The sequence below is a fragment of the Streptomyces sp. CA-111067 genome, assembly GCF_050956065.1.
In the GTDB taxonomy this organism is placed as follows: Bacteria; Actinomycetota; Actinomycetes; order Streptomycetales; family Streptomycetaceae; genus Actinacidiphila.
The window spans coordinates 4,558,070-4,574,155 of record NZ_CP192103.1 but is presented as its reverse complement, the minus strand read 5'-3'; the positions used below and the strand labels follow the sequence as shown (position 1 = coordinate 4,574,155).

Sequence of the window (16,086 nt, the reverse complement as noted above, 5' to 3'; positions counted from 1 at the left end):
CCCCCCATCCAACCAGCCGGCCGTCCTCAGTACGCCTGGACCCCGATCACCGGGCTGGCGCTGACGTAGTGCGTGGAGTCCGGTTCCAGGGCAGCGGACCAGAAGGCGTGTCCGTACTTGCCGACGTCCAGGGTGAACGAGAAGCGGCCGGCCGCATCGGTGTAACCGCTGACCGTCGGCCACCAGTCCGAGTAGTTGCCGGACTGGTACGCGTGACGCAGCACCACATGTGCCTTGTTCTCGTGCACCCAGCCGGTGGAGCCGAGCTGGATGACCACACCGCTGAACGTGACCTTGCTGCCGTGCGCCGGGCGGGTGGTGGACACCTTGAGCGACATCTGCGTACGGGTGCGGCGCAGCCGGGGCGTCTGGGTCTGAACGGCGAGCATCTCCTTGGTCTCCGGGTGGTAGACGCGGTACCAGCCGTCCCAACCGCCGTTCGCGAAGAGGTAGTACGAGCAGTAGCCGTTCGTCGCGGCCGGGGCGGTGCTCTCGCCGATGTTCCGCCAGCCGGTCCTGCCGTCGGCCGAATACTGGAGGTAGAGCGGCTGACCCGCGCAGTTCCCGTTCAGCCGCCCGGTGGTCTTCACGGTCGCGTCCTGGTCGATGGTGAACTTGGGAAGCGTGATGCTGCCCGGCGTCGGCACGTAGATCGTGCTCTCCACGGAGGTGGTCGAGAGGTAGGCCGACGGATACAGGAACGTGCTGAGCGTCGTCGTCGCGTTGCCGGTGATCTGGTAGGAGAACGTGCCGTCCGCGTTCGTGGGCATCGAAGCGAGGAGGTGATCCGCCGTCCCCCGCGACCAGTTCGGCCCGCGCGAAGCGGTGTAGACCGGCACCCCGGCGAACGGCTCCCAGGTGCTGCCGACCAGCCGCTGCACCGAGCCGTGCACGGTGAACGTGCCGCCCTTGTGCACGACGCCGGGGGTCGGCGCCGCCGAGACGCGGTACTGGGTGACGACGGCGGGCAGGTCGGGGATGTGGATCGACGGAGCGTTGGCGGGGACGTCGGTGTCGGCGGTCGTGGGCGTGTAGACCGTTCCCAGGAACACCTCCCCGCCGGGCACCAGGGAACCGCGGAAGTCGCCCTTGGCATCCGTCGAGAGAGCGGCTGACCTCGACTCGCTGCTGCCCGGTCCGGAAACCTCGTAGTTCGCCGACAGGGGGATGCTCGACGGGAGCGGACCCCGTTCACCGGTCGCCGGATCGACCAGGTCGGCATGCCCGCTCAACACGGCCGTGGGGTGGTCATAGTCCGTGCTGGCGCGGTCGAACGAGACGTCGCTGATGGCAACGTGCCTGCGGTAGTCGAGCATGTTCTGGTGCAGGGGGTCGAGGCCGGACGTCCAGTGCTGAACGGTGCCGCCGGACACTTGGAAGTCCACGTCCACCGGGTAGTAGCCGTAGCCGGTGCCGGCCGGGAGCCTGACCATCGCGTCGGTGGTCTCCTCGGCCAGGTCGGGCACGGGGTGGCTCAGCGAGACGTCCTCGGTGCTGTAGAGGACGGCGGCGTCCGCCGCGGTCGAACTCCTGACGGTGACCTTCAGCCAGTCCGGTGTGACGTCATGGTCCAGATACACCGACACCGTTCCGTCGGCATTGGTGATCACGCTGAACACCGATGCCGGTGGCGGCCCGCCGGCGAACGCGTTCGGAGCGACCCCCGCCCCGAGCGCGCCGGCGATGACGAAGACAGCGGTACGGGCCGCGGCCCGCCGCCAGGTGCGCGCAATGCGCATCAAGGACCCCCCACAGGTCTCAACGGCCCCTCGCAGAACGCGAAGTGCCGGACGCCGGAGCCTAACCCGTGTCCCCGCCACCTAAATGGCCCCGCCGGTCTAGAAAGGGCAAAGCTTCCCGAACGGCCGGCGGGTCAGGTTCCCGGTCAGGCGTCGTTCACCGTGACGTAACCCGCCCCGGTGGAGAAGTGTGTGGAGTCGGGCAGCAGTGCCGCCGTCCAGGAGCCGGAGCCGTATCTGCCGGCCTCCATTCGGAAGGAGTAGCGGCCGGCGGCGTCGGTGTAGGCGTCGAGCCCGACGGCCCCGCCCCACAAGGTGTCGCCCTTTGCGCGGAAGTACAGCTGCACGTGCGCCTTGTTCTCATGCACCCAGCCGGCGCCGGTCAGTTGGATGACCACGCCGCTGATCGTGTAGGTGGTGCCGTAGGCCGGGTGGGTCGAGGAGACCGCGATCGACATCTGCGTGCGGGTGCGGCGCAGCCGGGGCGTCTGAGTCTGCACGGTGACCATCTGGCTGGTCGCCGCGTGCCGGACCCGGTACCAGCCGTCCCAACCGCCGTTGGCGGCGATGTAGTACGAGCAGTAGCCGCCGGTGGCCGCGCCGGTGACGGTGTGCGCGATCGTCCGCCAGCCCGTGGTGCCGTTGGGCGAGAACTGGAAGTCCAGCGTCTGGTGGGCGCAGTCGCCGTTCAGCCGCCCGGTGGTCTTGACGGTGGCGTCCTGGTCGATCGTGAACTTCGGCAGCGTGATCGACCCCGCCGTCGTGGAGACCGTGCTCGTCGCGACCACGGGGGACAGGTACGGCGACGGGTAGACGTACGTGTAGAGCGTGGTCGTCTGCTTCGCCGTGATCGGGAACGAGTAGGTGCCGTCGGCCTTGGCGGCGCCGCTGGTGATCACCGACTCGGGGTAGCCCTGGTCGTAGTCGGGCATGCGGGTCGCGACGTCCACGGCCGCCCCGGCGAACGGCTTCCAGCCGTCGGCCGTGAGCCGCTCCACCTTGCCCTCGGCGGCGAACCTGTCGCCCCGGTAGAGGACGGCCGGTCGCGGCACCGCCGTGATCCGGTACTGCGAGACGACGACGGGCAGCCTGACCTCTGCCCAGTCGCCGGGGGTGATGTCGGCGGAGGCGAGCGCCTGGACGTAGCCGAGGACATCGCCTCCGGGCGCGGAGGTGTAGCTGAAGTCGCCGTCGGCGTCCGTGGTGACGTCCTCGCCCGATGTGCCCGTCCACTGCGACGCCCACCCCACCTGATAGCGGACGTCCACCGAAGTGCCCGCCGGGGCTGGGGACTTCGCCCCGGTGACCGGGTCGAGCACTTCGACGTGCCCGGTCAGGGTGGCGGTCCGGTGGTCCCAGTCGGTGCTGGCGCGGTCGAACGTGGCGCTGGTGACGGAGGCGTGCTTGCGGTAGTCGAGCCAGTTGCCGGCGGCGTGTCCGGCGGCGGACCAGTGCTGGACGTCACCGCCCGGCAACTGGAAGTCCACGTCGATCGGATAGCTGCCGTACGGGGTGCCGGCCGGCAGCACGACGCGGGCGCTGGTGGTCGCGTAGTCGCTGCCGCCGATGATGCCGTTGGTGACGTCCCGGGTGCTGTAGAGCGTGGCCGCGTCCGCCGCGTCCGTGGCCCGGACGTTGATCTGCAGCCAGTCGGGCGCGACCTGCCCGTTCATCCGCACGGCCACGGTCCCGTCAGCCTTGGTCGCCACACTGAACACCGTCTCCGGCGGCCGCCCGTCGCCGAACGCGGCCGGAGCCACCGCCGCCCCGATCGCACCGGCCATGACGAAGACGCCCGCACGGAACCCCGCACGCCGCCAGGTGCGCGCAATGCGCATCAAGGACCCCCCACAGGTCTCAACGGCCCCTCGCAGAAGGCGAAGTGCCGGACGCCGGAGCTTACCGGCTCTCCGGAGGGCCGCCCCGACAGGGGCGCATCGCGACGGGCGGCGGCAGCTGCGGACGGCGGACCGGCAAATGGTGGGAAGGCGGGGTGAACAGTGCTCGGGCGGCGATAAGGTGCGAAGCGCGCGGGACGCGATCAGGCCCGGTCAGCGCCCCGAAGGGGCGCGGGGAACTGCGCGCTCAGCCAGAGCGCGCCCGCAGGCGGCCCGACCGCCAAGCCACTTCCGGTCGTTGCCGGACCACCGGCCGGTGGAGGGCTGGTAGCGCAGTTCCCCGCGCCCCTGGGGTAACCGGAGCCGCACCTTCGGGCCCCGGCCGGGCGCGAGTGGGGACGGGGACGCGGATGTGTCCGTGTTGCTGCTCGACGGGGACGGGAAGGTCCGGAGCGACGCGGACTTCTACTTCTACAACCACCCGGCCGCCGAGGACGGCACCGTGCAATTGCTCGGGAAGACGCCGACGGGCGACGGCAGCGAGGACCGGATCAGCCTCGACCTGGCGGCGACGCCGCCCGAGGTGCAGCGGATCGTGCTGGCGGCCAGCCGGTACGGGGGCGCCGGGTTCGGGGACCTGGACGACCTGTGCCTGGTGCTGGCCGACCGGGCCGGCGAGGACCTGCTGCGGTTCGCCGTCGAGGACGCCGGCGAGATCCGCGCGATGATCTTCGGCGAGCTCTACCGGCGGGACGGCGGCTGGAAGTTCCGGGCCGTCGGGCAGGGTTACGAATCCGGTCTCGCCGGGCTGGCCACCGACTTCGGCATCGACGTCGATGACGACGACGAGCAGGTGGCGGAGGCGGCCGCCGAACCGCTGGAACCGGCCCCGGCGCCCGAACCCGTCAAGTCGCTGGTCCCGCCGCCTCCCCCGGCGCAGGAGCAGCAACAGCAAACGGCAACGGCCCCGCAGCCGCCCGCCCCGGCGCGCCGCCCCCGTACCGCCAGAAAGAAGATCACCCTCCCCGTCGTCGCCAAGAAGTCCCTCGCGGAGAACGACAGTTGGCACCAGGCCCGGCTGTTCCCGGTCGGCACCCTCAAGAGCGACCGCGAGCGCGAGATGCGGGCGACCTCCGTGCTGCTCGCCGTGATGACCCAGGTCCCGGAGTTCGGGCGGCGGTTGACGGCCGCGTTCGGCGCCCCGGCCGGCCGGATGGAGACGTTCACCGAGGTCTCGCTGCCGCACGGCGACAGCCCGCGCCGCCCGGACGGCCTGATCCGGGTCGAGCGGGCCGGCAAGCTGTGGACGGCGCTGGTCGAGACGAAGACCAACGGCAACCCGCTCCGCGCCGTCCAGGTGCAGGACTACCTCGACATCGCCGCTCGGCGCGCGCTGGCCAGAGGGTGCTGCCGATACCGGGCGCCGACGCCCCCGTCGGCCGGGGGCTCGATCGGGCCGGAACTCGCCCCGTCAGGGGCGCGGGGAACTGCGCGCTCAGCCACAGCGCGCCCTGCGGGCGGGCCGACTGCCAAGCCACTTGCGGTAGTTTGCCGGCCCCCGGCCATCGGTGGCTTGTCGCGCAGTTCCCCGCGCCCCTGGTGAAGCCGGGAACGCCCACGCGGCGGAGCCGCACATCGGACACAGCCCCGCCCCCCTAGTGAAGCCGGGAGCGCCCGCACGCGGAGCCGCGCACGCGACAAAGCGCTGCACGCCGACCTTCGTACCGGGCGGCTGCGTACCTCGATCGAGATCCCGGCGCCCGAGCAGGGGCAGCCGCTCACCTGGGCCAAGCGGCTGGTGCGCCAACTCGCGGACGCCCCGGCCGACGTGCACGTGGAGACCCTCACCGACGGACCGGGCAACGGCCCCCGCGGCACCCTGGAGCGCCTGCGGCCCGAACCGGCCGACCTGCTCCCCCGGGACGGCGCCGCCATCACCGGTTTCCGGCTGTCGCTGCTCAAGACGATGGGCAGCACCCGCGGCAGCGCCGAAACCGGCTTCATCCGCAGCGTGGACGAGGCCGTGGACCGTTTCCACGCCACCGTCGTCACCGCGCTGAACCGCGGCACCCGGTAGACGGCGAAAGGGGGCGCCTGCGCCGGAGCAACTCCGGTGCGGCGCCCCCCTGTTGGGACAACGGGTCAGTCCGGTGGGGCTAGCGGATGTCCACCGGGATCTGCGGGGTCTCGCTGTAGAAGTGCGTGGCGTCCGTGTCCAGGTACGCCGCCCACGTGCCGTCGGTGAAGTCGCCGGTGTTCAGGTTGAACGTGTAGCGGCCCGCGGTGTTCGTGTAGCCCTTCACCACCCAGTACCACTGGGTGTCGCCCTTCGGGCGGAAGAGGAGCACCACGTGCGCCTTGTTCTCGTGCACCCAGCCGTTCGCGCCGAGCTGGATCACCACGCCGCTGACCGTGAACTTGGCGTGGTTGGCCGGGCGGGTCGAGGAGACCGCGATCGACATCTGGGTGCGGGTGCGGCGCAGCCGCGGGGTCTGGGTCTGGACGGTCAGCATCGCTTGCGTCTCGGGGTGGTAGACCCGGTACCAGCCGTCCCAGCCGCCGTCCGCCGCGATGAAGTACGAGCAGTAGCCGTTCGTGGCCGCGCCCGTGACCGTCTTGGCGATCGTCCGCCAGCCGGTCGTGCCGTTCGCCGAGTACTGGAAGTCCAGCGTCTGGTCGGCGCAGTCGCCGTTCAGCCGCCCGGTGGTCTTCACCGTCGCGAACTCGTCGATCGTGAACTTCGGCAGCGTGATCGAACCGGCCGTCGGCACGTACACCGTGCTGACCGCGCCCGCCGGCACCAGGTACGGCGACGGGTACAGGTAGCTGTGCAGCACCGTCGTGTTGTAGCCGGTGATCGGGTACGAGTACGCGCCGGAGTCGTTGGTGGCGCCCGCGGCGATCATGCCGTTCTGCCGGCCGGTGGTGTAGTCCGGCTCGTGCGTCGCGGTGTAGACCAGCGCACCGGCCGGGAACGGCTTCCAGTCGCCGCCGGTGGTCTGGAACTCCACCTTGCCCTGGATGCGGAAGACCGTGCCGCGGTGCACCGAGGGCGGGTTGGGCGCGGCCGTGAGCCGGTAGCTGGAGACGACGATCGGCAGGTCCGGGCTCTTGCCCGGGTTCCCGGGCATCGTGTCCGGGCCCGCGGCGGTGACGAAGGCCGCGCCGCCGGTCACCGCGCCGTCGACGTCCGTGGAGTAGCGGAAGTCGCCGTTGTCGTCGGTCTGGGCGACGGCGGTCTCGGGGACGTTCGCCGCCGGGGTCTGCTGCTCGGACCAGTTGAGCTTGACCTTGGTGCCGGCCGGGGCCGGGCCGGTGCGGCCGGTCGCCGGGTCGAGCACGTTGACGTGGCCGCTCAGCGCCGCGGTGCGGTGCCACCAGTCGGTGTTCTCGCGGTCGTACATCAGGCCGCCGACCGAGGCGTGCTTGAGGTATTTGAGCCAGTTGGCGTCGTCGGTCAGGCCCGCGGCGTAGTGCTGGACGTCGCCGCCGGGCAGCTGGAAGTCGACGTCGACCGGGTAGTCGCCGTAGGCGGTGCCGGACGGGAGTGTGACGAGGGCGTCGGTGGTCGCGGTGACGGCGCCGGCGGACGGCGTCTCGGTGACGTCCTTGGTGCTGTACAGGGCCGCGGAGTCGGGCGCGCCCGAGGCCCTGACGGTGATCTGGACCCAGTCCGGTGTCGTGTCGCCCCGCAGGCCGACGGAGATCGTGCCGTCGGCGTTGGTGGTGATGCTCGTCACCTGTTCCGGCGCCGAGGCGGAGTTCGCGTCGGCGACGGCCGCGGGTGCGAGTGCCGCACCGATCGCGGCGGTGGTGACGAAGACGGACGTGCGGAAAATCGCACGCCGCCGGGTGCGCGTATCGCGCATCGGTGACCCCCCACAGGTCTCAACAGCCGTCGCGGAACGCGAGGGGCTGGAAAGCCGGAGCATAGCCGCCGCCGCGGGCCCCCCAGCACCCACCCCCGGCCAGGGGCGCCCCGCGGGCGGGAAAGGGGCTCAGCCGTAGGAGAGCTTGGAGCACGGGTCCGCGTCCGCGCTCCTCGCCTGCTGGGTGAGCGTCGAGGGGAGGGGCTTCGGGGTGGCCGGGGTCGGGGCGGCCGTGGCCGTCGGGTTCGCGGCGAAGTCCTTGCCCAGGACGACGTTCACGCCTGTCGTGTCGAGCTGGACGAGCTGCGCGCCGGGGAAGAGCCTGGCCACCGTTTCGGCCTGGGTCTTCGCGTCGGGGGCCGTGCCGTACTCGATCCTCGTCGTGTCGTGGTCCTGGGACTGCGCGGTGGTCACGTTCATCACCTCGAAGCCCGCGGCCTTGAGCTTGTCCGCGCCCTTGCCGGCCAGGCCGTCGGTGACGGTGCCGTTGTAGACCGACACCATGATCCCCTTGCCGTCGATCGCCGGCGGCGCCGTCGGCTTCGGCGTGGCCGTGGTGGTCTTGCCGGACGCGTTCACGCCTTCCAGCGTGCGGTCGGCGCGCAGTTCGGCGAAGAGGTTGTCGACGTCGGGGTGCACCAGGTCGATCCGGGCTCCGGCGTACTTCCACGGCGCGGTGATGAACTGGATGTTCTTCAGGTCGATGTTCTTCAGCGACAGCCCGAACGACAGCAGCTTCTTGGCGCTGCCCAGCCCGGAGTCGACGGTCAGCGACTTGGTGGCGGCATTGGCCAGCGGCAGCAGCGTCGTCGGGTTCATGCCCTCGCCCTTGACCTTGCTGATCAGCGCGGACAGGAACGCCTGCTGGCGCAGCATCCGTCCGACGTCGGAGTTGTCACCGACCCCGTGCCGTACCCGTACGTAGTCCAGCGCCTGCTGCCCCTGCAGGCTCTGCGTGCCCTTGTGGAGGACGATCTTGCCCTTGTAGCCCAGGTTGGGGTTCATGTCCCCCTGGTAGATGTCGTTGGGCACGCAGACGCTCACGCCGTGCACGGCGGAGGTCATGGAGGCGAAGCCGGCGAAGTCCACCACCATGGTGTGGTCCACCCGCAGCCCGGAGAGCTTCTCCACGGTGTTCTGTGTGCAGGCCGGGTTGCCCTTGGCCGTGTCGCCCATCGAGAACGCCGAGTTGAACTGGGCGTTCGGCTGGTCCGGCGACCACTTGCCGTTCGGCAGCAGGCAGGGCGGTATGTCCACCAGCGAGTCACGCGGTATCGAGACGCCGACCGCGTGTTTGTGGTCGGGGTAGACGTGCAGCAGGATCGTGGTGTCCGAGCGGCCGACCGGGCCGGAGGCGGAGCCGCCGAGCGCCCCGTTCTCACCGGCGCGGGTGTCGGAGCCGATCAGCAGGACGTTCTCGGCCTTGTCCCCGTTGGCGTCGGCGGCTGCCGCCGACGGGCGGTTCTTGCTCAGCCCGGCGGAGTCGAAGGTGGCGATGTTGGCGTTGAGCTTGAGGTAGATCGCCCCGGCGCCGCCCACGAGCAGCACGACGAACGACACCGCTATCGCGATGATCCACCGCTTGCGACTGCGTTTCTCAGGCTTGCGCCCACGAACGCCCATTCCCACACCTTCGGTCCGGTGGCTCGCGCGCACGTCGGCGAGGCCCCACGTTTACCATCAGTGACCCGGCCGTTCTATGACGTGGGTCACATCTGTTACAGGCTCGGGCGGTTGCCCGGCCAGCCACTGTACGTGGTCCGGAATTCGGTGACCATAAATGCGGGATGGGTGAGGGTTCGGCGGTAATAGCGGAATTGCCGCATTGCGCTCCGCACCGGGGCGGCCGGCTTACCGCCCGGCCCCGGTCCGGCTACTCGGCCAGCGCCTCCGGCAGCGTCCTGACCGGATGGAACACCCCGTCAAGACCCGTCATGGACAGCAGCTTGCGGGTCGGCCGGTGGTCGCAGGCCAGCCGGAACGAGCCGCCGCCGTCGAGCACCCGGCGCCGGGTGCGTACCAGCAGCGACAGCCCGTAGCAGTCGATGAACTCCAGCGGCCCGAGATCGACCACCACCCGGCGTGGCGAACGCCACAGCGTCACCGCGTCCAGGTGCTGGTGGACGTGCTGCGCCGTGCCCAGGTCCAGCTCGCCGCGCAGCTCGACCACCACGGCCTCACCGGACCGGTACGTACGGGCGTACGGAGTCGGCGGCGGCGGTGCGTCGCCGGACCGCCCCACCGGCTCCGGCGGTTCCCCCTGGTGCACCCTCGTCCCCCTCACGTGACCTGCGGTAAACGTAGCGGCGCCCTGTGGCGGTTCGGGAGGCCGCCAAGGGCATAAGGGGTCGATGTTCACCCGGAGGGATGAAGATCGCATCCGGGGACGATACGGCGGGTACCGGCACGGGCGGCCCCGGCAGAGCGGCCGGCCCCGTCAGAACGGGGCAGCCGCCGCCGAGGCCGTGGCCGTCAGAGCACTCGCCGCCAGAGCAGTCGCCGTCAGAACGGGAACCCGCTCCTGCCGTGCTGGATCGAGATCCACTGCACGGTGGTGAACGCGTCCACCGTCGCCTCCCCGTTCAGCCGGCCGACGCCGGACGCCTTCTCGCCGCCGAACGGCACGATCGGCTCGTCGGCGATGGTGCCGTCGTTGACGTGCATCATGCCGGTGGCGACCCGCCGGGCGAAGCGCACGCCGCGCTCGGTGTCGGCGGTGTGCACCGCGCCGCTCAGCCCGAACGGGGTGTCGTTGGCGATCCGCACCGCCTCGTCCTCCCCGTCGAAGGGCACCAGCAGCACCACCGGGCCGAAGAGTTCGCGGTGCAGGATCGACGCGTCCGGTGCGAGCCCGGTGAGCACCGAGGGGGACATCAGGGTGCCGTCGAGCTCGCCGTGCAGCAGCGCGGTGGCGCCCTGCTCGATCGCCTCGTTGACCGCGGTGCTCAGGTGGTCGGCCTGGGTGGCGTTGATCAGCGGGCCGAGCTGGGTGTCGGGGTCGGCCGGGTCGCCGACCCGCAGCGAGGCCACCTTGGCGACGAACTTCTCGGTGAACTCCTGCTCCACCGACCGGTCGACCAGCACCCGGTTGGCGGCCATGCAGACCTGGCCCTGGTGCGCGAACCGGCTGAAGACCGCGGCGTCCACGGCGTAGTCGATGTCGGCGTCCTCCAGCACGACCAGCGCGCTGTTGCCGCCGAGCTCCAGCACCGTCCGCTTGAAGTGCGAGGCGGCGACGGTGGCGACATGGCGGCCGATGTAGTCGGAGCCGGTGAAGGAGATCACCTTGGGCACCGGGTGCTCGAGGAAGGCGTCCTCTATCTCGGCGATGTCGGTGATCACCACGTTGAACAGGCCGGGCGGCAGGCCGGCGTCCTCGAAGATCTTCGCGATCAGGGTGCCGCCGACGATCGGGGTGTTCTGGTGCGGCTTGAGCACCACGCCGTTGCCCAGCGCGAGCGCCGGCGCGATGGACTTCATGCCCAGGAACAGCGGGAAGTTGAACGGGCTGATCACCCCGACCACGCCGACCGGCACCCGGTAGACGCGGTTCTCCTTGCCGTCGACCGGCGAGGGCAGGATGCGCCCCTCGGGGCGCAGCGCGATCTGCATCGCCTCGCGCAGCATGTCCTTGGTGAGGCCGATCTCGAAGGCGGCCTTCAGGTACGTGCCGCCGAGCTCCGCGATGATCGCCGCGGTGATGTCGGCCTCGCGCTCCTCGATGATCCGCAGCGCCCGTTCGAACACCAGCCTGCGGGCGTACGGGTTCGTCCCGGCCCACTCGCGCTGCACCCGCTCCGCGGACCGGTACGCCTGGTCGACCTCGTCGGTGGTGGCCACCGCTATGGAGGCCAGTTTGTCACCGTTGTACGGATTGAAATCGACTATGTCCCACGAACCGGAACCGGAACTCCAACTTCCGGCTATGTACTGCTGCGCCAGGTCGGAAAAGTAGGACACATCATCCCTTTCGTCAGGGTGAACTCGATTCACAGCTCGCGCTGAAATGAATTCAACCAGTCAAGGGATTCGGTCGGCGTAAGGGCTGCCCGTTCAAGGCCGTTCATCGCCCGGCTGTACTCGACCATCTCGTCGTGCTTGTCGATGTAGAGGGCGCCGGTGAGCTGTTCGAGATACACCAGATCGGGCAGATCGGACTCCGGGAAGCTCAGCAGCGTGAACGCGCCGCCGCCGGCCGCGTGGCCGCCGGTGCTGAACGGCAGCACCCGGACGTCGACGTTGGGCGCGGCGGCCGCGTCGAGTATGTGCCGGACCTGATCGCGCATCACCTTGGATCCGCCGAACGGCCGACGCAGCGCTCCCTCGTCCATCACCGCCACGAAGTGCGGTGCCCGCTCGGAGACGAGCAGCTTCTGCCGCTCCAGGCGTAGACCGACTCGTCTCTCCACCCAGGCGTCTGCTCCGTCGGGGTGACCAAGCCGGATCACCGACCTGATGTAGTCCTCCGTCTGCAGCAGGCCGTGCACGAACTGCACCTCGAAGGTGCGGATCAGCGCCGCCGACTCCTCCAGGCCCACGTAGGTCTGGAACCAGGTCGGCATCACCTCGCCGTAACCGTGCCACCAGCCGGCCGCGTTGGCCTCCCTGACCAGGCCCAGCATCGCCTGTCGCTCGCCTTCCTCGGTCACGTTGTAGAGCGACAGCAGGTCGGCCACATCGCGCTCCTTGAAGCTGACCCTGCCCAGCTCCATGCGGCTGATCTTCGATTCGGACGCGCGGATCGAGTAGCCCGCGTCCTCCCTGCTGATGCCCCTGGACTCACGCAGCCGCCGCAGCTGCGCCCCGAGCAGCATTCGTCGCACGATGGACCCGCCTCCCGGCTGCCCTGCGCTCATAAGTCACGCTCCGCCCTTGGTTCGTCAGCAGTCTGCCACTAATGGACTCCGGGCAGTACCCGTACGGTCACTCTCCATCGTCACGTGCATAAATTCCTTGCAGATGCACGTGCAGACGCCCTTGCACAGCAGGGTGCTGATCCATGAGCATGGTGGGCGTGCAGATACTCCGGGGGCACGTATGAGGTCAGAGATGGCGGCACCCGTGTTGGAGCCGTTATGGCAAGGCGTGCTCGCGCCCGAGCGACTCGCCGCCGGTAACGGCGCCACCTGTGAGCTGCCCGCCGTCCTCGAGTCGGTGCGCGAGGCGCGCCGCTTCACCCGGAGCACCCTTCAGCGCTGGGAACTGGGCGCGCTGCGCGATTCCATGGAACTGGTCTCGTCCGAACTGGTCACCAACGCCCTGCGCTACGCGGTACCGGCCGGCACCCCCGGCGCGCCGGTACGGCTCAGCCTGGTGCGCTGGACCTCACGCGTGGTCTGCGCGGTGCGCGACCCCAGCGGCGTGGCACCGGTCACCAAGGAGGCGGACTTCGTGGCCGAGACCGGCCGCGGGCTGCATCTGGTCGAGTCGTTCAGTGAGAAGTGGGGCTGGGCACCGCTGAGCGGAGCCGGAAAGGTGGTCTGGGCGCTTTTTCTGGCGCCCGGCGGGCCCTGCTGACGCATCGGGCACGGGGCCGCCTTACGGCTGCCCCGCCAGGTGATCGAACTCGCCCGCCTTGACCCCGATGATCATCGATTCGATCTCGGCCCTGGTGTATATGAGCGCCGGGCCGTCCGGAAAGCGTGAATTGCGCACCGCGACGTCGCCGTCCGGCAGCGCCGCGAACTCCACACAGGTGCCATTGGCATTGCTGTGCCTGCTCTTCTGCCAGACCACGCCCGTAAGGTCTTCTGCGGCCATTCCGTTGTGCGTCCGGCGCATAGCCACTCCCAATAGGTGCCATTGTCTGGTACCAGTGATGATAACTCGTGTCGAGAGCACGTGCATGTGCACGTGCATGTGCACGTGCAGTCACGGCGCGTGATCTTCAGGCCCGACCCGTGACCGTCATCGCCCGTAATGTGAAATGCGGTCGCGGTTACCCCCGTACCGTCAGATACGATTGACGGTCGGAAGCTGAATTCCTCACTCCACGCAACGAATTGGGAGCAGCCTGCAATGGCTCGTCACCTCATCACCTCTGCCCTCCCCTATATCAACGGGATCAAGCACCTGGGCAACATGGTGGGGTCCATGCTCCCGGCCGACGTGCACGCCAGGTATCTGCGCAGCCGCGGGCACGACGTCCTGTACATCTGCGCCACCGACGAGCACGGCACCCCCGCGGAACTCGCCGCGAAGGAGGCCGGGCTGCCGGTCGACGTCTTCTGCGCGCAGGCGCACGACGCGCAGAAGGCGATCTACGACGGCTTCGCGCTGTCCTTCGACCACTTCGGCCGCAGCTCCTCGGCGCAGAACCGGGACATCACCCAGCACTTCGCGCGGACCCTCCAGGCCAACGGCTTCATCGAGGAGCGGGCCATCCGCCAGGTCTACTCGCTGGCCGACGAGCGCTTCCTGCCGGACCGCTACATCGTCGGCACCTGCCCGCACTGCGGCTACGACAAGGCCCGCGGCGACCAGTGCGAGAACTGCACCCGGGTGCTCGACCCGACCGACCTGATCGACCCGCGCTCGGCCATCAGCGGCAGCAGCGCGCTGGAGGTCCGCGAGACCAAGCACCTCTTCCTCCTCCAGTCGAAGCTGGCCGGCGAGGTCGAGGAGTGGATCGACGCCAATGGCGACGACTGGCCCACCCTGGCTTCCTCGATCGCCCGTAAATGGCTCACCGAGGGACTTCAGGACCGGGCGATCACCCGCGACCTCGACTGGGGGGTTCCCGTCCCCGCGGACACCTGGCCTGAGTTGGCCGCCGAAGGAAAGGTGTTCTACGTCTGGTTCGACGCGCCGATCGAGTACATCGGTTCCACCAAGGAGTGGGCGGACTCGGCGCCGGACGGTGAAGTGCGGGACTGGAAGTCGTGGTGGTACGAGGCGGACGGCCCTCAAGACCCGGTCCGCTACACCCAGTTCATGGCCAAGGACAACGTGCCCTTCCACACCGTGATGTTCCCGGCGACCCAACTGGGCACCAGGGAACCGTGGAAGAAGGTCGACTTCGTCAAGGCGTTCAACTGGCTCAACTACTACGGCGGCAAGTTCTCCACCTCGCAGCGCCGCGGCGTCTTCACCGACGCCGCACTCGAACTGCTGCCCGCCGACTACTGGCGCTACTTCCTGATCGCCAATGCGCCGGAATCCGATGACACTTCGTTCACCTGGGAGTTGTTCGCGGCTTCGGTGAACAAGGATCTCGCCGACACTCTCGGCAATTTCGTCAACCGGGTGCTGTCGTTCTCGCGCAAGCGCTTCGGTGACGAGGTGCCGGCCGGCGCCGCGGCCGGACCGGCCGAGGAGCGGCTCGGCGTGCAGATCGCCGGCCTGCTGGCCGAATACGAGGGCCACATGGAAACCCTCCAGTTCCGCAAGGCCGCGCAGTCGCTGCGCGCGCTGTGGAGCGCGGGCAACTCCTACCTGGAGGAGAAGGCGCCCTGGATGGAGATCAAGACCGACCCCGAGGGCGCCGCGCTCACCCTGCGGATCGCGATGAACCTGATCCGGCTCTACGCGGTGGTCTCCGCGCCGTTCATCCCGTCCTCCGCCGCCGCGATGCGGGCCGCGTTCACACTGCCCGGCGACGACGCGGACTGGGTGACCCGGTCCGAGGCGCTGACGCTGTCCAGCGTGCCCGCGGGCACCCCGTTCACGGTGCCCCCGGTGCTCTTCACCAAGATCACCGAGGACGATCTCGCGGGATACGTCGAGCGGTTCGGCGGCGACCCGGACGCGGACTCGGCGGCGTAGCGGGACCGGCCGGGCGGCCCGGTCCGCCCGGCCCGACGCGCTTACTGTGCCAGCGACTTGGCGTCTCCCATCACCACCACCGGGTGGTGGGCCGGGGTCAGGGTGCGCAGCAGCGTCTTCATCACCGCGGGCGGCAGCGACACGCAGCCCTGGGTGGGGCCGCCGTGGTCCACGTGCAGCCAGATGCCGCCGCCGCGGGACTCGCCCAGCGGGCGGGTCCAGTCGCGCGGTGAAGTGCCGGGCTTGCGGTTGTAGTTGATGGCGATCACGTAGTCGAACGCGCCCCTGAGCGACTCGCCGTGGAAGCCGGTGCCGTGCACGGTGAAGCCGATCGGCGCGTGGTCGTAGCTGAGCCTGGTGCCCGGGTCCGGCAGCCGGCCGCCCGCGTCGGTGAGGTCGAACACCCCGACCGGGGACCGCAGATCACCGGTGTGGTGCTGTGCGGTCCAGCCGCGCAGCGCGTTGTGGGCCGGCCAGGCGGGGCCGGCCGCCGTCCAGCTCGCGTCCGCGTCGGTGCGGACGTAGAGGGTGACGCTGGACGTGTTCGCGTCCGGGCCCGCGCCGGTGACCAGGACGGCCTGGGTCGCGTCGGCCGGCACCTCTGCGGCGGTCTTCGGGCCGACGCCGGGCAGCCCGGCCGGGGCCGGGGTGGTCGCCGGCGCGGCGTTCGCCGGGACCGGCGCGGAGCGGCCCGCCTTGCCGTTGACGACGGTGCTCAGCGGGCCCTCCTCCGACACGTGCGACCGCCGGACGCCCGCACCGGAACCGGAGCAGCCTGCGACGGCGAGCAGGGAGGCCGCGGCGAGGGCCGCCAGGGTCGCCGTGGCGGCGGAGCGGCGGGTCGAGAGCATGGAACGGGCCTTTCGGAGCGGGGCG

At 70.1% G+C, this 16,086-nt stretch carries 11 protein-coding genes and 1 pseudogene; 3 read left to right on the top strand and 9 right to left on the bottom strand.

The window, feature by feature from the left end; translation table 11 throughout:
• Positions 1-26: 26 nt before the first annotated feature.
• The gene (locus tag ACQPW6_RS19915; RefSeq protein WP_433891000.1) at positions 27-1,739 is read right to left on the bottom strand and encodes a hypothetical protein; all 1,713 of its coding nucleotides are present in this window, start codon (positions 1,737-1,739) and stop codon (positions 27-29) included.
• 146 nt (positions 1,740-1,885) lie between these two features.
• Positions 1,886-3,577 carry a hypothetical protein gene (locus tag ACQPW6_RS19910; RefSeq protein WP_433890999.1) on the bottom strand — a complete coding sequence of 564 codons (1,692 nt, stop codon included), beginning with the start codon at positions 3,575-3,577 and terminating at the stop codon, positions 1,886-1,888.
• 391 nt (positions 3,578-3,968) lie between these two features.
• Between ACQPW6_RS19910 and ACQPW6_RS19905 the strand changes: the two are divergent.
• Positions 3,969-5,654: pseudogene (locus ACQPW6_RS19905) on the top strand (TerD family protein); the annotation flags it as partial.
• 79 nt (positions 5,655-5,733) lie between these two features.
• On the opposite strand, the gene ACQPW6_RS19900 reads toward ACQPW6_RS19905, so the two are convergent.
• The 5 genes from ACQPW6_RS19900 to ACQPW6_RS19880 all read right to left on the bottom strand — a co-directional run bounded on the left by ACQPW6_RS19900 (position 5,734) and on the right by ACQPW6_RS19880 (position 12,302).
• Positions 5,734-7,446, bottom strand: a complete 1,713-nt coding sequence (locus ACQPW6_RS19900; RefSeq protein WP_433890998.1) for a hypothetical protein — start codon at positions 7,444-7,446, stop codon at positions 5,734-5,736.
• A 129-nt stretch (positions 7,447-7,575) separates the two neighbouring features.
• The gene (locus ACQPW6_RS19895; RefSeq protein WP_433890997.1) at positions 7,576-9,069 is read right to left on the bottom strand and encodes an LCP family protein; all 1,494 of its coding nucleotides are present in this window, start codon (positions 9,067-9,069) and stop codon (positions 7,576-7,578) included.
• A gap of 250 nt (positions 9,070-9,319) precedes the next feature.
• Positions 9,320-9,730 (bottom strand): STAS domain-containing protein, encoded by a 411-nt coding sequence (locus ACQPW6_RS19890; RefSeq protein WP_433890996.1) that lies wholly within the window; start codon positions 9,728-9,730, stop codon positions 9,320-9,322.
• 218 nt (positions 9,731-9,948) lie between these two features.
• Positions 9,949-11,406, bottom strand: coding sequence for an aldehyde dehydrogenase family protein (locus ACQPW6_RS19885; protein WP_433890994.1), 1,458 nt, complete (start codon positions 11,404-11,406; stop codon positions 9,949-9,951).
• Between the two features lie 29 nt (positions 11,407-11,435).
• Positions 11,436-12,302 (bottom strand): helix-turn-helix domain-containing protein, encoded by an 867-nt coding sequence (locus ACQPW6_RS19880; protein ID WP_433890992.1) that lies wholly within the window; start codon positions 12,300-12,302, stop codon positions 11,436-11,438.
• 193 nt (positions 12,303-12,495) lie between these two features.
• Between ACQPW6_RS19880 and ACQPW6_RS19875 the strand changes: the two genes are divergently transcribed.
• Positions 12,496-12,963 (top strand): ATP-binding protein, encoded by a 468-nt coding sequence (locus ACQPW6_RS19875; protein ID WP_433890991.1) that lies wholly within the window; start codon positions 12,496-12,498, stop codon positions 12,961-12,963.
• A 21-nt stretch (positions 12,964-12,984) separates the two neighbouring features.
• On the opposite strand, the gene ACQPW6_RS19870 is transcribed toward ACQPW6_RS19875, so the two are convergent.
• On the bottom strand, positions 12,985-13,227 hold the full coding sequence (locus ACQPW6_RS19870; protein WP_433890990.1) for a DUF397 domain-containing protein: 243 nt from the start codon (positions 13,225-13,227) through the stop codon (positions 12,985-12,987).
• 237 nt (positions 13,228-13,464) lie between these two features.
• Between ACQPW6_RS19870 and metG the strand changes: the two genes are divergently transcribed.
• A complete protein-coding gene (metG, locus tag ACQPW6_RS19865; protein WP_433890989.1) occupies positions 13,465-15,210 on the top strand; it encodes a methionine--tRNA ligase in 1,746 nt (581 codons plus the stop codon).
• A 41-nt stretch (positions 15,211-15,251) separates the two neighbouring features.
• On the opposite strand, the gene ACQPW6_RS19860 is transcribed toward metG, so the two are convergent.
• Positions 15,252-16,061, bottom strand: a complete 810-nt coding sequence (locus ACQPW6_RS19860; protein WP_433890988.1) for a hypothetical protein — start codon at positions 16,059-16,061, stop codon at positions 15,252-15,254.
• Between the last annotated feature and the right edge of the window lie 25 nt (positions 16,062-16,086).